Origin of the sequence: Sphingomonas sp. BLCC-B65 (genome assembly GCF_028550675.1) — a bacterium.
Lineage (GTDB): Bacteria > Actinomycetota > Actinomycetes > Actinomycetales > Microbacteriaceae > Microbacterium.
In genome coordinates, this window is the sequence record NZ_JAQQGL010000001.1 from 2,635,745 (window position 1) to 2,657,290 (window position 21,546).

At 70.8% G+C, this 21,546-nt stretch carries 19 protein-coding genes; 12 read left to right on the top strand and 7 right to left on the bottom strand.

What is annotated here, in order from left to right:
• Positions 1 to 7: 7 nt before the first annotated feature.
• On the bottom strand, positions 8 to 1,027 hold the full coding sequence (locus PP359_RS12440; protein WP_112930840.1) for a LacI family DNA-binding transcriptional regulator: 1,020 nt from the start codon (positions 1,025 to 1,027) through the stop codon (positions 8 to 10).
• 227 nt (positions 1,028 to 1,254) lie between these two features.
• Between PP359_RS12440 and PP359_RS12445 the strand changes: the two genes are divergently transcribed.
• The 5 genes from PP359_RS12445 to PP359_RS12465 all read left to right on the top strand — a co-directional run bounded on the left by PP359_RS12445 (position 1,255) and on the right by PP359_RS12465 (position 9,628).
• The gene (locus PP359_RS12445) at positions 1,255 to 2,589 is read left to right on the top strand and encodes an ABC transporter substrate-binding protein (RefSeq protein ID WP_036314783.1); all 1,335 of its coding nucleotides are present in this window, start codon (positions 1,255 to 1,257) and stop codon (positions 2,587 to 2,589) included.
• 117 nt (positions 2,590 to 2,706) lie between these two features.
• The gene (locus PP359_RS12450; protein WP_112930842.1) at positions 2,707 to 4,053 is read left to right on the top strand and encodes a carbohydrate ABC transporter permease; all 1,347 of its coding nucleotides are present in this window, start codon (positions 2,707 to 2,709) and stop codon (positions 4,051 to 4,053) included.
• The gene (locus PP359_RS12455; RefSeq protein ID WP_112930843.1) at positions 4,050 to 5,027 is read left to right on the top strand and encodes a carbohydrate ABC transporter permease; all 978 of its coding nucleotides are present in this window, start codon (positions 4,050 to 4,052) and stop codon (positions 5,025 to 5,027) included. Before PP359_RS12450 ends, PP359_RS12455 begins: the two co-directional genes overlap by 4 nt.
• Positions 5,028 to 5,102: 75 nt before the next feature.
• The gene (locus tag PP359_RS12460; protein ID WP_499250715.1) at positions 5,103 to 7,970 is read left to right on the top strand and encodes an HAD-IC family P-type ATPase; all 2,868 of its coding nucleotides are present in this window, start codon (positions 5,103 to 5,105) and stop codon (positions 7,968 to 7,970) included.
• Positions 7,967 to 9,628, top strand: a complete 1,662-nt coding sequence (locus tag PP359_RS12465) for an amidohydrolase (protein ID WP_499250716.1) — start codon at positions 7,967 to 7,969, stop codon at positions 9,626 to 9,628. The genes PP359_RS12460 and PP359_RS12465 overlap by 4 nt, the downstream gene beginning before the upstream one ends.
• Positions 9,629 to 9,637: 9 nt before the next feature.
• Here the strand turns inward: PP359_RS12465 and PP359_RS12470 are convergent, their stop codons facing one another.
• Positions 9,638 to 10,312, bottom strand: coding sequence for a DUF305 domain-containing protein (locus tag PP359_RS12470; protein WP_499250717.1), 675 nt, complete (start codon positions 10,310 to 10,312; stop codon positions 9,638 to 9,640).
• The gene (locus PP359_RS12475; protein WP_499250718.1) at positions 10,309 to 11,019 is read right to left on the bottom strand and encodes a thioredoxin-like domain-containing protein; all 711 of its coding nucleotides are present in this window, start codon (positions 11,017 to 11,019) and stop codon (positions 10,309 to 10,311) included. The genes PP359_RS12470 and PP359_RS12475 overlap by 4 nt, the downstream gene beginning before the upstream one ends.
• A gap of 245 nt (positions 11,020 to 11,264) precedes the next feature.
• Here PP359_RS12475 and PP359_RS12480 point away from each other — a divergent pair, with 245 nt between their 5' ends.
• The 7 genes from PP359_RS12480 (at position 11,265) to PP359_RS12510 (ending at position 18,399) form a co-directional block, all read left to right on the top strand.
• Positions 11,265 to 12,605 (top strand): multidrug effflux MFS transporter, encoded by a 1,341-nt coding sequence (locus PP359_RS12480; protein ID WP_231560203.1) that lies wholly within the window; start codon positions 11,265 to 11,267, stop codon positions 12,603 to 12,605.
• A 27-nt stretch (positions 12,606 to 12,632) separates the two neighbouring features.
• Entirely contained in the window at positions 12,633 to 13,277 is a 645-nt protein-coding gene (locus PP359_RS12485; protein ID WP_295776275.1) for a phosphatase PAP2 family protein, read from the top strand.
• Positions 13,278 to 13,282: 5 nt separating this feature from the next.
• Positions 13,283 to 15,226, top strand: a complete 1,944-nt coding sequence (locus tag PP359_RS12490; protein ID WP_499250719.1) for a helicase HerA-like domain-containing protein — start codon at positions 13,283 to 13,285, stop codon at positions 15,224 to 15,226.
• Positions 15,227 to 15,300: 74 nt separating this feature from the next.
• Positions 15,301 to 16,860: an SDR family oxidoreductase gene (locus PP359_RS12495; RefSeq protein WP_499250720.1), complete on the top strand. Its 1,560-nt coding sequence runs from the start codon at positions 15,301 to 15,303 to the stop codon at positions 16,858 to 16,860.
• A 9-nt stretch (positions 16,861 to 16,869) separates the two neighbouring features.
• On the top strand, positions 16,870 to 17,490 hold the full coding sequence (locus PP359_RS12500; RefSeq protein WP_499250721.1) for a GNAT family N-acetyltransferase: 621 nt from the start codon (positions 16,870 to 16,872) through the stop codon (positions 17,488 to 17,490).
• 4 nt (positions 17,491 to 17,494) lie between these two features.
• A complete protein-coding gene (locus tag PP359_RS12505) occupies positions 17,495 to 17,971 on the top strand; it encodes a MogA/MoaB family molybdenum cofactor biosynthesis protein (RefSeq protein WP_499250722.1) in 477 nt (158 codons plus the stop codon).
• Positions 17,971 to 18,399, top strand: coding sequence for a molybdenum cofactor biosynthesis protein MoaE (locus PP359_RS12510; protein ID WP_499250723.1), 429 nt, complete (start codon positions 17,971 to 17,973; stop codon positions 18,397 to 18,399). The genes PP359_RS12505 and PP359_RS12510 overlap by 1 nt, the downstream gene beginning before the upstream one ends.
• 3 nt (positions 18,400 to 18,402) lie before the next feature.
• Here PP359_RS12510 and PP359_RS12515 read toward each other — a convergent pair whose 3' ends face one another.
• From PP359_RS12515 to PP359_RS12530, 4 genes are read right to left on the bottom strand one after another with little or no spacing between them, the layout of a single operon-like run.
• Complete coding sequence (locus tag PP359_RS12515) at positions 18,403 to 18,636, bottom strand: MoaD/ThiS family protein (protein WP_499250724.1); 234 nt, start codon at positions 18,634 to 18,636, stop codon at positions 18,403 to 18,405.
• Positions 18,636 to 19,115 (bottom strand): cyclic pyranopterin monophosphate synthase MoaC, encoded by a 480-nt coding sequence (moaC, locus tag PP359_RS12520; protein ID WP_499250725.1) that lies wholly within the window; start codon positions 19,113 to 19,115, stop codon positions 18,636 to 18,638. The genes PP359_RS12515 and moaC overlap by 1 nt, the downstream gene beginning before the upstream one ends.
• Positions 19,103 to 20,380, bottom strand: a complete 1,278-nt coding sequence (locus PP359_RS12525) for a molybdopterin molybdotransferase MoeA (protein ID WP_499250726.1) — start codon at positions 20,378 to 20,380, stop codon at positions 19,103 to 19,105. The genes moaC and PP359_RS12525 overlap by 13 nt, the downstream gene beginning before the upstream one ends.
• The gene (locus PP359_RS12530; RefSeq protein ID WP_499250727.1) at positions 20,365 to 21,480 is read right to left on the bottom strand and encodes a ThiF family adenylyltransferase; all 1,116 of its coding nucleotides are present in this window, start codon (positions 21,478 to 21,480) and stop codon (positions 20,365 to 20,367) included. The genes PP359_RS12525 and PP359_RS12530 overlap by 16 nt, the downstream gene beginning before the upstream one ends.
• Positions 21,481 to 21,546: the final 66 nt, after the last annotated feature.

A 21,546-nucleotide genomic window follows, 5' to 3' on the forward strand; every position in this document is an offset into this window, starting at 1 on the left:
TCTGCGTTCAGACGCCGCTCTCGACCGGAGCGATGCCTGCGGTGGAGCTGCGGACGATCAGGCGCGCCGGAATGCGCAGCTCGGTGCGGGCGCGGCCGGGCTCCGCGATCTCGGCGAGCAAGACGCTCACCGCAGCCCGCCCCTGCTCCCGGGGGACCTGCTGCAGAGTGGTCAGGGAGAACATCTCGGCGAACTCGTGATCGTCGATGCCCGCGACGCTGAGCGCGGACGGCACCTGGATGCCGAGGCGGCGTGCGGCGATGATGGCGCCGATCGCCACTTCGTCGCACACCCCGACGATGGCGGTCGGACGTCTGCGCGTATCGCTCAGCAGATCCGCCGCGGCGGCGTAGCCGCCGGGCAGGGTCACTTCGGAGTGTGCGTGACGGATGAAGCTCGCCAGCCCGGCTTCGGTCATCGCGTGCTGGTAGCCCGACAGCCGCTCCTGGTCGACGTGGGCCCAGTGGCTCTGCGGTGCACCGCCGACGAACGCGATGTCGCGGTGGCCGAGGGCGATCAGGTGCTCGGTCGCCCGCCGCGCCGCGTAGTCGTCGTCGACCGCGACGACGCTCGTCAGCTCGCTGGAGCCGACGACGCTGACGATGGGGCGGTCGATGCGGGTCAGCCGCTCCAACTCGTGATCGACCGGTTCCAGACCGACGGCGATCAAGCCGTCGAATCTCTTGCGTGCGAGGAAATCGTCGAAGATGCGGGCACGGCCCTCGGTGCCCGGCTTTGCGTCGTAGAGCGTGAGATCGAGACCTCGTTCCAGCAGCGCCTGCTGGATGCCTTCGAGCACCTCCGCGAAGAACCACCGGTTGACGTACGGCATGACGACACCGATGTTCTGGGTGCGCCCGGTCGCAAGGCCCACCGCACCCGCCGACGGCACGTATCCCAGTTCTGCGGCGGCGGCCTGGACGCGCGACTTGGTCGCTTCCGACACGTACCCGGCGCCGCTGAGAGCGCGGCTGGCCGTCGCTTTCGATACGCCGGCGTGGGCGGCGACTTCGGCGATGCCGGCCATCGGTGCTCCTCCTCGAGCGCTGTTCGCTGACTTTCTCACGGCTCAGTATGGAACCGGTTGCTCTCATCTTCGTGTCGCGGGATGCCGCGTGGTAGTGGTTGTTATCGGGTTGTGACAATCGTCGGGTTGTGTCGTGGGAGCGGGTCCAATAGCTTGGCCTGGAATCGGTTCCGGAACGGAGCCGTGTGCACCAGGAATCATCCGAGCACTCAATGAGGAGGAATCACATGGGGATGTCACGGCGGCGCTGGATTGCGCCTCTGGCTGTCATGGGCGTGGCGGCGTTCGCACTCGCGGGCTGCGCCGAGGGCGGCAGCAGCGGCGGCAGCGCCAGCGGGACGGGGGCGGCCGGGGGGACGGTTCGCATCTCCGGCGGTATCACCGGCTCCGAGGCCGACGCCCTCCAGAAGGTCTTCGACGACTGGAGCAAGACGAGCGGGATCACCGTGCAGTACACCGGTGACAAGAGCTTCGAGGCGAACATCGTCACCAAGGTCACCGGTGGCGACGCGCCCGACATCGCGATCGTGCCGCAGCCGGGTCTGCTGAAGACCCTGGTCGGCACGGGCGACGTCAAGAAGGCGCCGCAGGCGGTGGAGGACAACGTCAACGCCAACTGGTCGCCGGACTGGAAGAAGTACGGCACGATCGACGGCACGTTCTACTCCGCGCCGATGCTCGCCAACATCAAGGGCTACGTCTGGTACTCCCCGGCGAAGTTCAAGGAATGGGGCGTCGAGGTTCCGAAGACGTGGGACGAGCTGCTCACGCTGACCAAGACGATCCAGGAGAAGACGGGGGCCGCGCCCTGGTGCGCCGGCTTCGAGTCGGGCGGCGCCTCCGGCTGGCCGGGCACCGACTGGATCGAGGACCTCGTCCTGCGCCAGTCCGGCCCCGACGTCTACGACCAGTGGGTCGACGGCTCGGTGAAGTTCACCGACAAGCCGATCGCCGACGCCTTCACCGCGGTGGGCGACATCCTGCTGAACCCGTCGTACGTCAACGCCGGCTTCGGCGATGTCAAGAGCATCAACAGCACGGCATTCGGTGACGTCGCGGCGAAGGTCGCCGACGGTTCGTGCCCGATGACCCACCAGGCGTCGTTCCTGACGGCCAACTTCCTCACGGTGAAGACGGCGTCGGGTCAGGCTCCCAAGGTCGCACCCGACGGCGATGTCTACGCCTTCGTGCTCCCGGGCTACAAGGAGGGCGCGGCCACGATCGAGGTCGGCGGCGAGTTCGTCGCGGGCTTCTCGGACAACGAGGCGACGCAGAAGGTGCTCGAGTTCATGTCGAGCGCCGACTTCGCCAACGCGCGAGTCAGCGAGGGCGGCGCGATCTCGGCCAACCTCAAGGCGGACCCGAGCAAGGCCTCGAGCGAGTTCCTGACCGAGGCGATGAAGCTGCTGCAGGACCCGAACACCACGGTCCGCTTCGACGCCTCGGACCTCATGCCCGCCACGGTCGGCTCCGGCTCGTTCTGGAAGGGCATGGTCGACTGGATCGACGGCAAGGACCAGGCCACGGTCCTCAGCGACATCCAGGCCGGCTACAACAACTAGTCACACCAGCCGCGTGACACCGCGGGCGGGATGCCGTAGCCTCGGCATCCCGCCCGTGGCGCCCGCGCCCCGTCTCGCTCCCATTCCGCGTCCACCGAAGCACACGGAGGCTCATCGATGTCCGCACCCACCACCGCGCCCGCGCGAGACAAGACGGACAGGCTGGCGCCTGATCCCGGTCCGCGCCGCGCCTTCTCACCCCGCGTCACCGCCGGTATCGCCACCGGTGCGCTCGTCATCCTGCTGGCTCTGGTGGTGCTGCTCCTGCTGAGCACTCCCGTGGAGGACCCGGCGAAGATCGTCATCCCCGGAGTCTCGCTCACCGCGTTCTTCCAGTGGCTCGGCGTGATGGGCCCGATCGTGCAGATCCCCATCATCCTCGTCGCCTTCGCCGCCGTGGTCGGTGTGCTGCTCCTGCTGATCGAGTACGCGCCCCGTCCCGGGCGGGTCTACTTCTGGATCCGCCTCGTCGCCTGCTTCGCGATCCCGGTCCTGGCCCTGCTGCTGCTGCGCCCGTACGCGAACGCCTTCATCTACGTGCTCGGCATCGCGCTCGTCTCCGGTGCCGCACTGTTCGTGCTCGACTACCGCGCACGCAAGGGCGCCGGCTATCTTTTCCAGCTCGTGCTCTTCGCCGCCCCGGCTGCGGTGCTGCTGCTGATCGGTCTCATCTACCCGTTCTTCGCGACGTTCGTGCAGTCGTTCTTCGACAAGACGGGTGCCGAGTTCGTGGGCTTCGACAACTACGTGTGGGTCTTCACGCAGCCCGAGGGCACCTGGTCGGTCATCAACACCGTCATCTGGGTGCTCATCTGCCCGACGATCGCCACCATCGTGGGTCTCGCCTACGCCGTGTTCATCGATCGCGCCGCGGGCGAGCGGTTCTTGAAAGTGCTGATCTTCATGCCCTTCGCGATCTCGTTCGTCGGCGCGGGCATCATCTGGAAGTTCATGTACGACTACCGTCAGGGCGACCAGCTGGGTCTGCTCAACGCCATCATCACGGCGTTCGGGGGCGACCCCGTCGCCTGGCTCAGCGTCACGCCGCTCGTGAACAGCCTGCTGCTGATGGTCGTCTTCATCTGGAGCCAGACGGGACTTGCGATGGTCATCCTCTCCGCCGCGATCAAGGCGGTTCCGCCGGAGCAGGTCGAGGCCGCGGAGCTGGACGGCGCGAACGCGTGGGAGCGGTTCAGGAACGTGACCGTCCCCGGCATCCGCTCGTCGATCGTCGTCGTGGTGACCACCGTCGCCATCGCGTCGCTGAAGATCTACGACATCGTCGCCGTCATGACCGGCGGTCGCGCGAACACCTCCGTGCTCGCCTTCGAGATGGTCAACCAGCAGCAGCGCTTCCAGAGCTACGGGCACGCGGCGGCGCTGGCCGTCGTGCTGTTCATCTTCGTGACGCCGCTGATCGTGTTCAACATCATCCAGATCCGCAAGCAGAGGGAGATCCGATGAGCACCGGAGTCGACATCATCGAGCCCGTCACCGACACCCGCTCGGCTCGACAGGTCTCCCGCGACACGCGCAAGCACGAGGCCATGGCGCGTAAGCGCCTGACCTCCAAGGGGGCGACGATCGCGGCGCTGGTCATCGCGATCTTCTGGACCATCCCGACCTTCGGCCTGTTCGTCACCTCGCTGCGCCCCGGCTCGGACGTGCAGAGCACCGGTTGGTGGACGGTGTTCACCGACCCGTCGTTCACGCTGGAGAACTACCAGAAGGCGCTGACCTCGGGAGGCACCGCGCTGACTCTGGGCCAGTCGTTCCTCAACTCGCTCGCGATCACGATCCCGGTCGTGTTCTTCGCGCTGGCGGTGGCCTCGCTGCTCGCCTACGCCTTCGCCTGGATCGACTTCAAGGGGCGCAACCTCGCGTTCATCGCGGTGTTCGCCCTGCAGATCGTGCCGCTGCAGATGGCGTTGGTGCCCCTGCTGAGCCTGTTCTCCCGAGGGATGACGATCGGCGACGTCACCGTCTTCCCGGCGCTGGATCTGCGCGGACTCGAGCACAGTTTCGCGACGGTGTGGATCGCGCACACGATCTTCGCGCTGCCGCTGGCGGTGTTCCTGCTGCACAACTTCATCGCGGAGATCCCCAGCGAGGTGATCGAGGCGGCGCGGGTGGACGGCGCCGGCCACGGCCAGATCTTCTTCCGGATGATCCTGCCGTTGGCGGCGCCGGCGCTCGCGTCGTTCGCCGTCCTCGAATTCATCTGGGTGTGGAACGACCTGCTGGTGGCCACGATCTTCGCTCCGTCGTCATCGCTTCCGATCACCCAGTCGCTCAACTCGCTGTCGGGGACGTGGGGTGATCAGTGGTTCCTGCAGGCCGCGGGCACGTTCATCTCGATCATCGTGCCGCTGGTCGTCTTCTTCGCCCTGCAGCGCTTCTTCGTGCGGGGACTTCTGGCGGGGGCGACGAAGGGCTGATTTTCGGCGGGGCCCTTCGGGAGCGGCGCGGGATTCGCGAGCACGCGAGCCGCGCCGCTCCTTTAGTGTGAAGCCATGAGCAGCCCCGGCGCCACGGCGCCCGCACCGATCGAGGAGGTCGATCTCGCGGTCGGACTGCGCGCCGCGGAGGTCGATGTTCGGACGGCCGATGGTCGGTCCAACGCCTACCGCGCCGAGACCAGTCGCAGTGCGTTGAGCATCATCCGCGCCAACGTGTTCACGCTGTTCAACGGCATCGTCTTCGCGTGCTTCGGCATCCTCTTCGCGCTCGGACGCTGGCAGGACGCCCTCTTCGGCTTCGCCGCCGTCGCCAACGCGGTCATCGGTTCGGTGCAGGAGTTCCGGGCCAAAGCCGCCCTCGACAAGCTCGCGCTGCTGAACGCCGCGCAGGCGCGTGTGCGACGCGACGCCGTGGAGCAGGAGGTCGCGCAATCGGCCGTCGTGCTCGCCGACATCCTCGTGCTGCGCGCCGGTGACCAGGTGCCGGCCGATGCGCGCATCGTGCGCTCGCGAGGTCTGCAGATCGACGAGTCGATGCTGACGGGCGAGTCGGACGCCGTCGACAAGCACCCTGGAGACGAGGCGCTGTCGGGGTCGATCGTGGTCGGGGGTGAGGGCGATGCGCAGGTCGTCCGTGTGGGCGCCGACGCCTACGCGAATGCGTTCGCCGATGAGGCGAAGCGGTTCTCCCTCGTGGGCTCCGAGCTGCGCGACTCGATCAACCGTGTGCTGAGCTGGGTCGGTTGGGCGATCGGCCCGATCGGTCTGCTGGTGTTGAACGCTCAGATGCAGGTCGCCGGCGGATGGCGCGCCGCGTGGGAGAGCGGCAGCTGGGTGCAGGCCGTCGTCAATACGATCGCATCGCTGACGGCGATGATCCCGCTCGGGCTGGTGCTGATGACCTCGATCACCTTCGCGGTGGGAGCCGCGCGCCTGGCGGCGCGTCAGGTGCTCGTCAACGAGCTGCCCGCCGTGGAGGGTCTCGCCCGGGTCGACGTGATCTGCCTCGACAAGACCGGCACGCTGACCGAGGGCGAGATCGCCTACGACGACGCCCACCTGCTCGACGAGGTCGCCGGCTGGCGGCGGACGCTCGGTTGGTACGGCAGCGCTCCGGACGCGAATGCGACGGCGCGCACGCTCCGGGAGCCGTTCGCTTCCGAGGCGGAGGACCGGCCGCGCACCGCGCGGGCGAGCATCGCGTTCTCGTCGGCGCGCAAGTGGAGCGCGGTGGCGTTCGACGACGACGGCGATCCGGCGGGAACGTGGGTGCTCGGAGCGCCCGAGATGGTGTTCGGCGCCGCCGCGACCGACGTCGCCGGCCCGCTCGGAGCGGCCGTGGTCGAGCGCGCCTCGACCGGCCGCCGCACCCTCGTGCTCGCCTTCTCGCCGCGACCGCTGACGACGGCCGATGTCGAGGCGGAGAGCCTGCCCGACGAGCTCGTGGCCGTCGCGGTGCTGACCTTCCGCGAGAAGGTGCGCACCGACGCCGCGCAGACGCTCGAGTACTTCCGCGCGCAGGGCGTCGGCATCCGCATCATCTCCGGCGACAACCCGCGCACCGTGGCCGCCATCGCGCGCGAGGTGGGCGTGGATGCCGAGGAGGGCTACGACGCCCGCGCGCTCCCGGACGACGACGAGGCGCTCGCTGCGGTGCTGGAGGAGCACACCGTCTTCGGTCGCGTCACGCCGGATCAGAAGAAGCGCATGGTCGTCGCCCTCCAGTCCCGCGGGCACACCGTCGCGATGACGGGCGACGGCGTGAACGATGCGCTCGCGATCAAGACCGCCGACATCGGCATCGCGATGAACTCGGGCGCGGCGGCGACGAAGGCGGTCGCGCGGCTCGTGCTGCTCGACGGGCGGTTCTCACACCTGCCCGACGTCGTCGCCGAGGGGCGGCAGGTCATCGCCAACATCGAGCGCGTCTCGATGCTGTTCCTCACCAAGACGACGTACGCGACGCTGCTGGCGCTCCTGTTCGGCGTGCTCGTGCTGGAGTTCCCCTTCCTGCCCCGCCAGCTCTCGATCACCGACGGGCTGACCATCGGCATCCCGGCGTTCTTCCTCGCGCTCATGCCCAACGCGCAGCGTTACATTCCGGGGTTTCTGCGACGTTCGCTGAGCTTCGCCGTTCCGGCGGGCGTGATCGTGGCGGTCACCCTCACCCTCTACACCCTCATCGTGCGGGGTGCCGAGACGCCGGTCGACGAGGTGCGGACGGGGGCGACGATCATCCTGGCCGTCGTGGGCATCTGGATCCTCGCGGTGCTGAGCCGGCCGCTCAACCGCTTCAAGGGCGCGGTCGTGGGAGGCATGTTCATCGCTCTGGTCGTGATCTTCTCGGTGGCCCTCTCGCGCCAGTTCTTCATGCTCGTCGACCCCGGCCAGACGACGGCACTAGTCGTGACGGCCGGCTGCATCGGCGCCATCGTGCTGATCGAGATCGTGCGGGCGGTGCAGCGCCGCTACGTCGCCCGAGCGCTGCAGGATGCCGCGCCGCACGCCATCTCGCACACCCGAGAGGTGTCGCGGCCGGTGCCGGTGACCATCGCCGTGGCGCTCGTCTACGTCGGCGGCCTGGCGAACGCCATGTTCGGGATCCTGTTCCTGCTCACCCGCTACGACGTCCCCGGCTCGCTGGTGATGAGCGTGTCGCTGATCGGCGCCGGCATCATCCTGTTCGGGCTGCTGTCGGTGGCCGCCGCCGCCGGGCTGGGCCGCGGCAGCGGACTGTCGCGCCTGTTCATCAGCGTGCTCGCGGTCGCCCTCGTCGGCCTGCAGCTGTGGAGCCTCGTCGTCGACCACGACTGGGACGGCTGGTCCGTCGCCCAGGTCGTCGTCTACGCCGCGGTGCTCGTGGCGGTGTGGGCACCGCCGGCGAACCGCTTCTTCCGTCCGGTCCTGCGAGCCGGGTCATGACGGCGCTGATCGTCACCGGCGGACCGGTGTTCGACGGGGAGCGACTGATCCCGGCGACGGCCGTCGCGGTGCGCGACGGGATCATCGTCGCGGTGGGATCGCTCGCCGATGCCCGCGCGGCCGCCCCGGGCGCCGACGAGCTGGATGCCGCGGGCGGCGTGATCGCGCCCTCGTTCGCCGACGCCCACGTGCATCTGGGCCTCGTGGCCCTCGAGGCGCTGGACTGCAGCCTCGATGACGCCGGAAGCGAGGCGGGATGTCTGGAGCGGGTGCGCACCCACGCCGACTCGTTGGACGACCCGCAGGCATGGGTGCGCGGCGGCGGCTGGCGCGCGGAGTGGTTCGCGGGCGGTACGCCCTCGCGGGAGGCGCTCGATGCGATCGTTCCCGACCGGCCCGTACTCCTCCTCGACAGCGACAGGCACGGCGGTTGGGCGAACTCGCGCGCACTGGCCCTCGCCGGCATCGATCGCACGACCCCCGACCCGCCGGACGGGCGCATCGTCCGCCGTGCGGACGGCGAACCGCAGGGGACGCTGCGCGAGGGCGCCGTCGACCTCGTCGGACGCGTGGCGCCCGAGCCGAGTGCCGCCGCGCTGGCACCCGGCATCCGCGCGGGCGCCGATCACCTGATCTCCCTCGGTGTCACCGCCTGGCAGGAGGCCGCTCTGGCGTCGTTCGGCAGCATCCCCGACTTCACCGACGCGTACCATCTCGCGCTCGCCGCAGGACTGCGCGGTCGGCCCACCGGCGCGATCTGGGTGCCTCGCGACCTCACCGTGGACGGCGTCGATGCCTTCGTCGCCGGCGTGCGGGAGGGCGCCGACGCCGCGCACGCCACGGGCTTTCCCACGCGCACCGCCAAGCTCATGCTGGACGGGATCATCGAATCGAAGACCGCCGCGCTCGCGGACGGCTATCCCGACGGGTCGGCTGGTCTGCGCTACTTCTCAGATGAGCTCGTGCACCGTGTCGTCGCCGCGCTGAACGCGGCCGGTCTCGCCGTGCACGTGCACGCGATCGGCGATACCGCCGTCACCCAGGCGCTCGACGCGTTCGCCGCCGGTGCCGCCCCGACCGGTGTGCGCAACCACATCGCGCATCTGCAGGTCGTCAATCCGCGGGATGTGCCCCGATTCGCCGCGACCGGAACCACGGTGAACGCACAGGCCTTCTGGGCCTGCCGCAACGAGGTGATGCGCACGGTCACCGAGCCGCTGCTCGGGCCCGTGCGCGCGGCATGGCAGTTTCCGTTCGGCTCCCTCCGTCGCGCGGGTGCCGCCCTGGCGATGGGCTCGGACTGGCCGGTCTCGACCCCCGATCCGTGGGCGGCGATCGGCGTCGCCGTCACCCGTCGCGACGTCGGCGTCGCGGATGCCGAGCCGCTCGGTTCCGGCGAGGAGCTGCCGCTGAGCGCGGCGCTGGCGGCATACACGAGCGGCTCGCACGAGCTGATCGGCGACGGTACCATCGGACGGATCCGTGCGGGCGCTGCCGCCGATCTCGCGGTGGCCGATCGCGATCCGTTCGCCGGCGCGCCCGAGGAGATCGGGTTCACGCGCACCGCGTGGACGGTGTGCGCCGGTGAGGTGGTCGGCGCTCACACGCACGCAGGCTCGGAGCGCGGCCGGGCAACGGCGTGCCCCGCCTGCGCGTGAGCGGCCGCGTCAGCCCGTGCAGCCGAGTCCGGCGCGCAGCGAGGTCATCAGGTCGATCTCGGCGGACTGCGTCGCGATGACGCCCTGAGCCACCGCGAGCGCACGCGGCTCGTGTCCGAGCCGCAGCAATGCCTGTGCCATCGGCAGCGCGCCCTCGTGGTGTCGGATCATGAGGCCGAGGAACGTGCAGTCCGCCGCGGTGCCGGACTGTGCCCGCATCGCGGCGAGCTCGGCGGCGCTCGCCATGCCCATCTGCGTCATCAGCTCCGCGTCGGTCGGACGCGTCGCACCGCCGCCGTGTTGGTGAGAGGAGTCCGCGGCATCCATCCAGGACATCAGCGGACCGCCGGTCTGGGGCAGGCCCCACTTCACGAGCCAGTCGTAGAACTCGCCCTTCTGCGCCGACTGCGTCGTCGCGATGTCGTAGGCCAGCACTCGCACGCCGTCGTTCTGCGTCGTGCGGTAGATGTCCATCGCCATCTCGACCGCCTGACCGTGATGCAGCTGCATGTCGCGGGCGAACCCGGCCTCGGGGGAGTCGGACGGGGGCGCCGCCGCGCCCTCCGCGCCGAAGGTGGAGAAACGCCCGATCGCGAACGCGAGCGCCGCCACGGCGAGCGCGACCAGCAGCACCGCCCACCACGGGGGGAGGGTGCGTCCGGTCGCCGGCTCGGGTGCGGTCACGACTGCTTGCCCGGCCCGTCGATCGCGCCGCTGCAGGATGCCGTCGGCTCCGGGACGTTCTGGTTGCGCCAGTACTCCTCGAAGAAGGTCGGGATGCGGGGGTCGCTCGCACTGTCGAGCTTCAGCTGTGCGTTCCAGGCGCTCAGCACGATCGGGCTGGGCAGGCCGACGTACGGCGAGAGGATCACGTACGACGAGGGCAGCTGCGCCTTCAGGGCGTCGAGATCGGCGCCGCTGACGCGCGTCTGGTCGTAGGTGACCCACACGGCGCCGTGCTCGAGCGAGTGCACGGCGTTCTCGTTCTGCTGGGGCTGGTCGTAGATGCCGCAGTTCAGCCAGAACTGGTTGTGGGGGCCGCCCGCCGGCGGATTCTGCGGATAGTCGACCGTGCCGGCGACGTGCTGCGTGGCGTTCGTGAACGTCTCGACGCCGTCGATGACGGCGCCGGTTCCTCCGGCCTGGTAGGCGACCGGCTTCGGCGCGAAGGCGATGGATGCCGCGACGACCGCGACGACGGCGACGGCTGCGGTGCTGCCGACGATCCACCAGGTCAGACGGCTGCGCCGCCGGCGCGCGAGCTGACGCTGGTACTCGGCGAGCTTCTCCTGCTTCTGGAGTTCGCGCTGCTGCTTGACGGTCAGTTCGATGTTCGCACGCGTGGCGGGGTTGCCGCTCGTGCGTTTGCGGTCGGACGGCGTGGGGGTCATGGATCCTCGGCTCGGGTCGCGGTCGGGGTGATCAAGGCACGGGGTGCCTTCCGATCGTATGCGCATGAATGACTCGGATGCTGGGGAAACGGTTAGGATCGAAGGAGTCTCGAATCGTTTCGAACCTCTTCGCCGGCGTCATCGCGCTCCGATCGACGCCTCGCCGCCTCTTCGCGACCGCGCGGCGCTCTGCGCTGCGGCATCCGCGTCGCCCGTCTGTCCGTCATCCCACCCGTCTGGAAACCGTGCGCGAAAACCCCGCCCCCCGAACTGCCTCGACACCCCTGCCCGCGGCTGCGCGTACGGCCACCGGTGCCATCCGCACGCTCGGATCGCACCCCGCCACCGCTCCGGTCGTCCTGCACCCCGGTGACGCGATCTCCACCGCACGCCGCGTGGTGTACATCATCCTGCTCGGCGCGCTCACTGCGCTCGGACCCTTCACGATCGACCTCTACCTGCCCGCGTTCCCGACGTTGCAGGCCGACTTCCGCACGTCCGCCGCGGCGATCCAGCTCACCCTGACCGGCACGATGGTCGGCTTCGCGCTCGGTCAGCTGATCGTCGGACCGCTCAGCGACAAGGTCGGACGCCGCGTGCCGCTGCTCGCGGTCACCGCCCTTCACGTCGTGGCCAGTGCCGCTGCGGCTCTCGCCCCCGATCTCACGCTCCTCGCGATCGCGCGCGTGTTCATGGGCGTCGGGGCCGCAGCCGGTGGCGTGGTCGCGATGGCGATCGTCCGCGACCTGTTCGGAGGTCGCCGGCTGGTGGTCATGCTGAGCCGGCTCGCGCTGGTGTCGGGAGCAGCACCCGTCGTCGCGCCGCTCATCGGCTCCGCTCTGCTGTCGGTCATGCCGTGGCGTGGCATCTTCGTGGTCCTGGCGCTCTACGGTGCGGTGATGCTCGTGGCGGCGATCTGGCTCATCCCCGAGACGCTGCCGGCCGCGCGGCGCAAAGAGCGCGGGGCGACCACGGTGCTGCAGCGCTACCGCGGCGTCTTCAGCGATCGGGTGTTCGTGGGTGTCCTGATCATCGGGGGCATGTCCTTCAGCGGTCTCTTCTCATACCTGTCGTCCTCCTCGTTCCTCTTCCAGGAGACCTACGGGTTCGACGCCCAGCAGTACGGATTGCTGTTCGCCGCCAACTCCCTCGGCCTCGTCGTGGGTGTGCAGGTGGCCGCGCGGCTCGCGGCCCGCTTCGGCCCGCAGTGGGTGCTGTCGGTGTCAACCGGTGTGCTGGTGCTCGCCGCGATCGCGATCATCGCGTGCGACCAGCTCGGGTGGGGGCTGTGGGGCACCATGGTGCCGCTGTTCGTGTTCATGACGGCGTGCGGCTTCACCTTCCCCTGCGTGCAGGTGCTCGCGCTCGATCGCCACGGCAAGGCCGCCGGCACCGCGGCATCCATCCTCGGGGCGACGAACTTCGGCGTCGCGGGGCTGATCTCCCCGATCGTCGGATGGGTCGCGCGGGATGCCGGCATCACGGCGACGACGATGGCATCGGTCATGGTGGGGTGCGCCCTGATCGGGGCGGTCTCGCTCTGGGCGGTCGTGCGACCGTGGACCGTGGAGCGGCTCGCGCCCTGAGCCGCCGGCGTCCGGCACAATGGGGCGATGAGAGCGCCCCGGGACGACGACGTCACGACGATCATGCTGCAGCGGCTCGTCGTGGGGGTGCTGTTGATCGCGACCACGGTGTGGCTCGGCATCCAGGTGGTGGTCGAAGCCGACGTGAACGTCGACGAGTGGTGGAACGTGTTCGTCGACCGTTTCGCCTTTCTCGACGGCGTCGCCCTCGCGATGAACTTCCTCGGCGGCGGATGGTTCGCCACCTTCATCGTCCCGCTCGCGGGCGTCGCGCTGCTGCTGTTCCGGCGTCGTCCGCGCGGCGCGCTGTTCGTGGTCGTCGCGTCCCTGGGAAGCGTCGCGCTCGTGCAGCTGCTGAAGGCGCTGTTCGGACGCGCGCGCCCTGAGGACATGATCGTCTTCTCCGATCACGGCTCCTTCCCCTCCGGACACACCGCCAATGCGGCGACGGTCGCGACGATCGCGGTCATCCTCTTTCCGCGGGTGTGGGTCGCCGTGGTCGGCGGCGCGTGGGTGTTCGCGATGGCGTTCAGCCGCACCCAGGTGCACGCCCACTGGCTGAGCGACACCGTCGGCGGCACCCTCGTGGGCGTGGGGGCGACCCTCGTGGTCGCGGCGATCTGCGCGCGCATGCTCGAGCGTGAGAACGAGCGGGTGCGCTCGCTAGGCTGAGCGCCATGAGCGCTGTCGATGACGCAGAACTTGCCCGACTGCAGGCCGAGGCCGAAGCGGCGGAGGCCGCGCTGAAGCTCGCCCAGGCCAAAGCCGCGCTCGCCGCAGCCCAAGCCGCGCGCGCTGCGGGAGGTGCCGCGGCGGGGGGTGCCGCGGCGGGGGCTGCCGCTGGTGCGCCTGCGGAGGAGATTTCCGCTCCGGAGGTCGACGCGGCCGCATCGGCTCCTCCCGAGGCGGTATCTCCTCCCGAGGCGCCGGCGGCGGATGCCGCGCAGATGGTTCCCGAGGCGCCGGCTGCGGATGCCGCGGCATCCGGTCCTTTGAACGATGCGCAGGTTGCGGCGATCGCGAAGGGATACGCCTTCGACGGCCTCACCCTCGATCTCGGGGCACTGATGAACACCGACCCGGTGCCGTCGGCGCAGATCCGCATCCCGCTGGGGATGATGAACCGGCACGGCCTGGTCGCGGGAGCCACCGGCACCGGAAAGACCCGCACGCTGCAGGGGCTCGCCGAACAGCTCGCCGCGAAGGGCGTGCCCGTCTTCGCCGCCGACATGAAGGGCGACCTGTCGGGCGTGGCGACGCCCGGCGAGCCGAGCGAGAAGCTGCTCGCGCGGACGGCCGCAATCGGTCAGGAGTGGACGCCCGCGGCATCCGTCACCGAGTACTTCGCCCTCGGAGGCGTCGGAAAGGGCGTGCCGGTGCGGGCGACCGTCTCGGGGTTCGGACCGCTGCTGCTCAGCAAGGTGCTCGGCCTCAACGAGACCCAGGAGTCGAGTCTCGGGCTCGTCTTCCACTACGCGGACGCCAACGGGCTGGCCCTGGTCGATCTCTCCGATCTGCGCGCCGTGCTGACCTGGCTCACGAGCGACGACGGCAAGGACGAGCTGAAGGAGCTCGGCGGACTGTCGTCGGCGACCGCCGGCGTGATCCTGCGCAAGCTCATCACCTTCGCCGACGACGGCGCCGACGTCTTCTTCGGCGAGCCGGAGTTCGACGTGCGTGACTTCCTGCGTACCGCCGCCGACGGGCGCGGTGTGATCTCGCTGCTGGAGGTCCCGGGCGTCGCCGACAAGCCGGCCCTGTTCTCGACGTTTCTCATGTACCTGCTGGCGGAGCTGTTCGAGATCCTTCCGGAGGTGGGGGATCTCGACACACCGAAGCTCGTGTTCTTCTTCGATGAGGCCCACCTGCTGTTTCGCGATGCGTCGAAGTCGTTCCTGTCCGCCATCACCCAGACCGTCCGCCTCATCCGCTCCAAGGGCGTCGGCGTGTTCTTCGTCACGCAGACGCCGAAGGACGTCCCCGCGGACGTGCTCGGCCAGCTGGGCTCGCGCGTGCAGCATGCCCTCCGTGCCTTCACGCCCGACGACGCCAAGGCGCTGCGGGCGACCGTCGGCACGTATCCGAAGAGCGGTTACGACCTCGAACGGGTGCTGCAGGAGCTCGGCACCGGAGAGGCGATCGTCACCGTCATGAACGAGAAGGGCGCTCCGACCCCGGTCGCCTGGACCCGACTGCGCGCGCCGCAGGGCCTCATGTCGCCGACCCCCGACCCCGACATCGAGCGGGCGGTACACGCCTCGCCGCTGCTGGCCCGCTACGGAACACCCATCGACCGGGAGTCGGCGCGCGAGATCCTCACCGCGAAGATGAACGCCGCCGCGGAGGCGGACGCGGCGGCCGAGCGGGCCGAGGCGCAGGAGCAGGCGGCGAAGGAGCAGGAGAAGCAGCAGGCCGCGCAGGCGAAGGCGGATGCCGCCGCCGCGCGCGAGCGGCAGAAGGAGTACGACCGGATCCTCCGCTCCACCGGCGGCTCGACGCGGACGACGCGCACGTCGCGTTCGTCGCAGAAGTCGCCGCTCGAGCAGGTGCTGAACTCGAAGTCGACCCAGACGATCCTCAACTCGGTGATCCGAGGACTGTTCGGCACCGGCCGCCGCTGACGTTCGGCCTTGCGGGCGAAGAGCCCGTGCGCAAGGGGATGCGCCGCGGGCAGCGGCCGTCTAGCGTGACGGACATGAGCGAGCTGTCGAGCCCCACCGGCCGGGAAGAAGAGCTGCGCGCCGTGCCGCGCGCAGACGGCACGGCGCCGCGTGCGCTCGTGCTCGGTGCGACCGGCTACATCGGGGGACGGCTGGTGCCGCGGCTGATCGCGGCCGGCTACCGCGTGCGCGTGCTCGTGCGCGACGCGGCCCGCCTGAGCGCGTTCTCCTGGGGCGACGAGGTCGACGTCGTGGTCGGCTCGGCCGTCGACGAACCGGCGCTCGCGCAGGCCTGCGCCGACGTCGACGTGCTCTACTACCTCATCCACTCGATGTCGGCCGGCGCCGGTTTCGAGCAGGCCGATCTCGCCGCGGCGCGCGCCGTTGCGACGGCGGCTGCCGCGGCATCCGTCGCTCGCCTGGTGTACCTGGGCGGGCTGCACCCGGAGGGCGTGCCGCTGAGCCCGCATCTGCGTTCCCGGGTCGAGGTGGGGGAGGTGTTCCTCGCCAGCGGTGTGCCCACGCTCGTGCTGCAGGCCGGTGTCGTGATCGGGTCGGGTTCGGCCTCGTTCGAGATGATCCGCCACCTCACCGAGGTGCTGCCGTACATGCCCGCCCCCAAGTGGGTGCGCAATTTCATCCAGCCGATCGCCGTCCGCGACGTCATGCACTACCTGCTGGGCGCCGCGCGCGTCGCCGCCGACGTGAACCGCGCCGTCGACATCGGCGGACCCGACGTGCTGCGCTACGGGCAGATGATGAACGGCTACGCGGTCGAGGCGGGCCTGCCGCAGCGGCCGATCGCGCCCCTGCCGGTGCTCACGCCGGGACTGGCGTCGCACTGGGTCAACGTCGTCACACCGGTGCCGCGCTCGATCGCGCGCCCGCTCATCGCCTCGCTGCAGAACGAGTGCGTCATGGACGACCACGACATCGACGCCATCATCCCGCCGCCGGCGGGCGGCCTCACGCCCTATCGCCGGGCCGTGGCGCTGGCCCTGGGGCGCGTCGCGGCCGACAGCGTGGAGACGAGCTGGCAGGATGCCGAGGTCAGCGGCGTGCCATCGGATCCGCTGCCCTCCGACCCGGAGTGGTCGGGGCGCACCGTGTTCACCGACGTGCGCACGGCGACGACGACCGCGAGCCCCGCGCGGCTCTGGGAGGTCATCGAAGGGATCGGCGGCGAGAACAGCTGGTACTCCGCGCCCGTGCTGTGGGCGTTGCGCGGCTGGATGGACCGGGTCGTCGGAGGCGTGGGGCTCGTGCGCGGTCGGCGCAATCGCAGCCGCGTGGCCGTCGGCGACGTCATCGACTTCTGGCGGGTCGAGAAGCTCGAGCCGGAGCGGCTGCTGCGCCTGCGTGCCGAGATGAAGGTGCCGGGTCTGGCGTGGCTCGACCTCGGTTGCGAGCCCGGCGTCGACGGCGGCGCCGTGTACCGCCAGCGCGCCGTCTTCTTCCCGTCGGGGCTGTCGGGACGGCTGTACTGGCTGGCGGTGCTGCCGTTCCACGGGTTCATCTTCCGGGGGATGGCCAACCGCATCACGGCGGCGGCGGAGCACGCGGATGCCGCCGACCGCGTGGGTGCTGCGGCCTAAACTCGCGTCGTGGCCCATCTGCGTTCCTTCTGCCCCGGCGACGAGCCGGCCCTCGCCGACATCTGCCTGCGCACCGCCGACACGGGCAGCGACGCCACCGGCATCCTGGACGACGACGACATCTGGGCGGCCGTCTTCGTACTGCCCTACGCCGCGCGCCACCCCGAACTGGCCGTCGTGATCGAGACCGACGACGGCCGGGTCGCGGGCTACGCGGTCGCCACCGACGACACCGACGGATTCGAGGAGTGGTTCCAGCGCGAGTGGTGGCCGCGGTTCGCGCAGCGCTGGCCGGCGCCGGTGGGCGAGGCGGCGACCCGCCAGGACAAGGTGCTGTCGTATGCTGCCGGCCGCCGGCCGGGCGCCGAGCCGTTCGCAGACTCCTTCCCCGCACACCTGCACATCGATCTGCTTCCCGAACTCCAGGGGCAGGGATGGGGACGTCGGATGATCGACGTGCTCCTGGAGCGCCTCCGCCTCGCGGGGGTTCCGGGGGTACACCTGGTCGCGGCCGGCGCCAACGCCGGCGCCATCGCGTTCTACGAGCGTCTGGGTTTCACGCGCCTGGACGCTCCCGCTGACGTCGCCGCCTTCGGCATGTCACTGGCGCCGCACCCGGGCGTAGGCTGACGAGGTGGCCAGCCTCGCCGTCGTGATCACCGTCTCGGATCGGTCGGCTGCGGGTGTGCGTGCCGACACGGCGGGCCCGCTGGCCGTCGCGGCGCTGCGCGAAGCGGGGTGGGAGTGCTCCGACGCGCGCGTCGTCGCCGACGGCGCCGACAGCGTCGAGACCGCGTTGCGCGCCGCGCTCGACGGCGGCGCGCGTCTCATCGTCACCACCGGGGGCACCGGTGTCGCCGCCCGCGATGAGACCCCCGAGGGCACCGATCGCGTCATCGAACGCACGATCGACGGCATCCCCGAGGAACTGCGCCGACGGGCCGTCGCCGAGAAGCCGGCGGGCATGCTCTCCCGCGGTCGTGCCGGGGTCGCCGCGCGCGCCCTGATCGTCAACCTGCCCGGATCGCCCGCGGCTGTGGCCTCAGGGATGCCCGTCATCCTCTCGGTCGCTGCTCACGTGGTGCATCAGCTCGACGGAGGAGATCACTGATGACTGCCGTTCGCATCGCCCGCATCACCGACGAACCGCTGGATGCCGCCGCGCACCTCGCCGCCGTCGACGACCCCCGCGCGGGGGCTGTCACGAGCTTCATCGGCACGGTCCGCGATCACGACCCCGACGCCGACACGGCCGTCATCGCGCTGGAGTACTCCTCGCACCCGGATGCCGAGGCGACGCTGCACGACATCGCGCTGACCGCCATCGGCGACACGCGTGCGACCGTCGCTGTGAGCCATCGCGTCGGACGCGTCGACGTCGGCGAAGCCGCCGTCGTCATCGCGGTGTCCACCCCTCACCGCGCCGAGGCGTTCGAGGTGTGCCGCGCCATCATCGAGGCGATCAAGCGCGAACTGCCGGTGTGGAAGCGTCAGCTCACGGCCGACGGCGCCGCCGCCTGGAAGGGCATCGGCGGCTGAGGCTCACCCGCCGGCGAACGGCGGGAGCACGTCGACCAGGGCGTCGTCGCCCAACACTGTCGACGTATCGGTGCGTCGTCCGTCCACGAGCACGGCGCAGCGGGGAAGGATGCGTCCGAGCGCCGGGTACTCACGAGCCCAGGCGGCGCGCAGGTCGTCGAGATCGGTCTCGGCTCGCACCTCCTCGGCACGCCCGGCGAACTCCGCGGCCGCGGCGAAGTAACGGACCCGCGGCATCAGGACTCCCGGACCCAGTCGCCCGACTTGCCGCCGGTCTTCGCGAGGAGGCGGACGTTCTCGATGGACGTGCCCTTGTCCATGCCCTTGACCATGTCGACGATCGTGAGCGCGGCCACCGTTGCCGCCGTCAATGCTTCCATCTCGACCCCGGTGCGGTCGGCGGTGCGGACGGTCGCCGCGATCTCGACGCCGTCGTCGGTGATCGCAAGGTCGACGTTCGCACCGTGGACACCGATCACGTGGGCGAGCGGCAGCAGCTCGGGCGTGCGCTTGGCAGCCTGGATACCGGCGATGCGGGCGACGGCCAGCACGTCGCCCTTGGGCACCGTTCCGTCGCGGAGCGCTGCGACGACGGCGGGAGCGCAGCGGACCACGGCGGCGGCTGTCGCGGCGCGCACCGTGGGCTGCTTCTCGGTCACATCGACCATGCGGGCGTGGCCGGCCTCGTCCAGGTGGGTGAAGCTCATGCGTCCCATCCTTCCAGCAGGTGGACCTGCACCGGGTCGCCCTCCCGCACCTCCGCGATGTCGGCCGCGACGACGGCGAGCGCGCGCGCGAGGCCCAGGCCGCCGGCCAGGTGCGATCCCGAACCGCCCGCGGTCGCGGGGTGGACCGTCCACGTCGGCGCGGAGGTGTCGATGACCGCGGGCAGGTACTGCCGGCGTGCCTCCGGGGTTCGCCACGACGTGGCGGCCGGCAGCGTCAGACGCGCCCGCTCGACGGTGCGTCTGCCCTGCATCGTCAACAGGGCGGGGCGGACGAACACCTCGAACGAGACCGCCGCGCTGACCGGATTTCCCGGCAGGCCGAACAGCAGCGCGGTGCCGGCCGGCGTCGGCAGGGTGCCGAATCCCTGGGGCTTTCCCGGCTGCATGGCGACGCGGCTGAAGGTCATGGCCGCGGCCAACTCCGTCCGCACGACTTCGAAGGCCCCGGCGCTGACGCCGCCGGAGAAGATCACGGCGTCGACGGATGCCGCCAGCAGCGCCGCCACCGCGTCGCGAAGCGCTCCGCCCTCATCATCCACGACGACCTGAGCGACCACCTCCGCCCCGGCCGCCGCGGCGAGGCCGGCGAGCAGCACGCCGTTGGATTCGGGGATCTGCCCGCGGCGGAGCGGCGTTCCGGCGGGCGCCAGCTCACTGCCGGTCGAGACGATCCCGACCCGCGGGCGCGCCGCGACGACCGCGTGTGTGAGTCCCGCGGCGGTCGCCGCGGCGATCTGAAGCGGCCCGAGCATGATGCCCGGCTCCAGGACCACATCGCCGGAGCGCAGGTCGTCGCCCGCGCGGCGGACGAACGCTCCCACTGCCCGGGGGGCGTGCTGGACGACCGCGGTCCGGAGGGAGTCGGCGAGGCCCCCGGCGGTGTCCTCGAAGGGGACGATGGCGTCGGCATCCGACGGCACGGGAGAGCCGGTCATGATGCGCGCCGCCTCGCCCGCCGCGAGCGCCGGCTCGGCGGACGTGCCGGCGGGGAGGTCCGCGACGACACGCAGCGGGACGGGAGCGTCGGGGCTCGCGTGCGCGACATCGGCGAATCGCACGGCGAATCCGTCCATGGCGGAGTTGTCGAAGACGGGGATGTCGAGCTCGGCGCGCGCCGGTTCGCGCAGTGTGCCGCCGGTCGCCTCGGCCAGGGGGACGCGCACGGTGGGCAGCGGGCGCACGGCGGCGAGCACGTCGCCGAGCTGCTCCTCGACGGTGCGCAGCGGCGCGGCGGGGTTCATGCCTGCTGCCACGCGGCGAGACCGCCCACGAGGATGTCGGCGTCGATGCCGCGGGCGCGGAGGGCCTCGGCCGCATGGCGGGCGCGGATGCCATGCGCGCAGATGACGACCACGTGGTCGTCGTCGATCTGCGCCGGATCGTCGAGCAGATCGCCGAGCGGGATCAGGACGGAGCCGGCGACGATGCCGGTCTGCGTCTCCCAGGGCTCGCGCACATCGAGGAGAGTGGCGCCGGCATCCTGCGCGGCGAGCATCTCGCTCGCCGTCAGCTCGCGGATGGGTGCGGGGGGTGCTTCTTCCGCGGCGACGCTCGGCGTCGTCGGCGGCGGGGTCGGCGATGCGGGAGCGGCAGCCCGCAGCGCCACCTCGGTCTGCGTGCCGCGCAACGCGTCGATCACGAGCACACGGCCCAACAGGGGCTCGCCGATGCCGACGATGAGTTTGACCGCCTCGATCGCGAGGATGCCGCCCACCTGCAGGCAGAGGGCACCCAGCACGCCCACCTCGGCGCAGGTGGGCGGGGTACCGGCAGCGTCGGCCGGGTGCAGGTCGGACAGCACGACAGCCTCCCTCCCCTCGGGCGGCGCGCTCCAGAACACGGTGGCCTGCGCATGGAACTCCTGCAGCACGCCCCAGACGAGCGGGATGCCGAGACGTTCGCACGCGCCGGCGACCGCTGCCCGGGTTTCGAACGTGTCGCTGCCATCGACGACGAGGTCGGCGCTGTGGAGCAGCTCTCTCGCATTCTCGGTCGTAAGGCGTTCGTCGACCGGGATGACGACCGTCTCGGGGGACAGGTCCGCAGCGACGCGCTGCGCCGACGCGGTCTTGCGAGCGCCGATGTCGACGTGTCGGTGCAGAAGCTGCCGCTGGAGGTTGCTGAGGTCGACGACGTCGTCGTCGATGACCGTGAGGGTGCCGATACCGGCGGCAGCGAGCGCCATCACGACGGGGGAGCCGAGGCCGCCGGCCCCGACGACGGCGACGTGTGCGGCCGCCAGCCGGCGCTGACCGAGATCGCCCACGCCCGTGAGCACGAGATGGCGCTGAGTGCGGGCACGCTCGGCGGGGCCGAGGGCGGGAACGGGGGCGACGAGAGGAGGCAGCGGCACGGAGCCAGCGTATCCGCCGTGTCTGCCCGCGGGTCGGGGATCAAGAAGTCCTCCACGCGGCACAAA

Bases quoted from the DNA above. Each gene is read 5' to 3' on its own strand.
- PP359_RS12445 (WP_036314783.1), top strand. From the start codon at position 1,255: ATGGGGATGTCACGGCGGCGCTGGATTGCGCCTCTGGCTGTCATGGGC.
- PP359_RS12465 (WP_499250716.1), top strand. From the start codon at position 7,967: ATGACGGCGCTGATCGTCACCGGCGGACCGGTGTTCGACGGGGAGCGA.
- PP359_RS12440 (WP_112930840.1), bottom strand. From the start codon at position 1,027: ATGGCCGGCATCGCCGAAGTCGCCGCCCACGCCGGCGTATCGAAAGCG.
- PP359_RS12510 (WP_499250723.1), top strand. From the start codon at position 17,971: ATGACTGCCGTTCGCATCGCCCGCATCACCGACGAACCGCTGGATGCC.
- PP359_RS12485 (WP_295776275.1), top strand. From the start codon at position 12,633: ATGAGAGCGCCCCGGGACGACGACGTCACGACGATCATGCTGCAGCGG.
- moaC (WP_499250725.1), bottom strand. From the start codon at position 19,115: ATGGGACGCATGAGCTTCACCCACCTGGACGAGGCCGGCCACGCCCGC.
- PP359_RS12515 (WP_499250724.1), bottom strand. From the start codon at position 18,636: ATGCCGCGGGTCCGTTACTTCGCCGCGGCCGCGGAGTTCGCCGGGCGT.
- PP359_RS12450 (WP_112930842.1), top strand. From the start codon at position 2,707: ATGTCCGCACCCACCACCGCGCCCGCGCGAGACAAGACGGACAGGCTG.
- PP359_RS12490 (WP_499250719.1), top strand. From the start codon at position 13,283: ATGAGCGCTGTCGATGACGCAGAACTTGCCCGACTGCAGGCCGAGGCC.
- PP359_RS12495 (WP_499250720.1), top strand. From the start codon at position 15,301: ATGAGCGAGCTGTCGAGCCCCACCGGCCGGGAAGAAGAGCTGCGCGCC.
- PP359_RS12455 (WP_112930843.1), top strand. From the start codon at position 4,050: ATGAGCACCGGAGTCGACATCATCGAGCCCGTCACCGACACCCGCTCG.
- PP359_RS12460 (WP_499250715.1), top strand. From the start codon at position 5,103: ATGAGCAGCCCCGGCGCCACGGCGCCCGCACCGATCGAGGAGGTCGAT.
- PP359_RS12475 (WP_499250718.1), bottom strand. From the start codon at position 11,019: ATGACCCCCACGCCGTCCGACCGCAAACGCACGAGCGGCAACCCCGCC.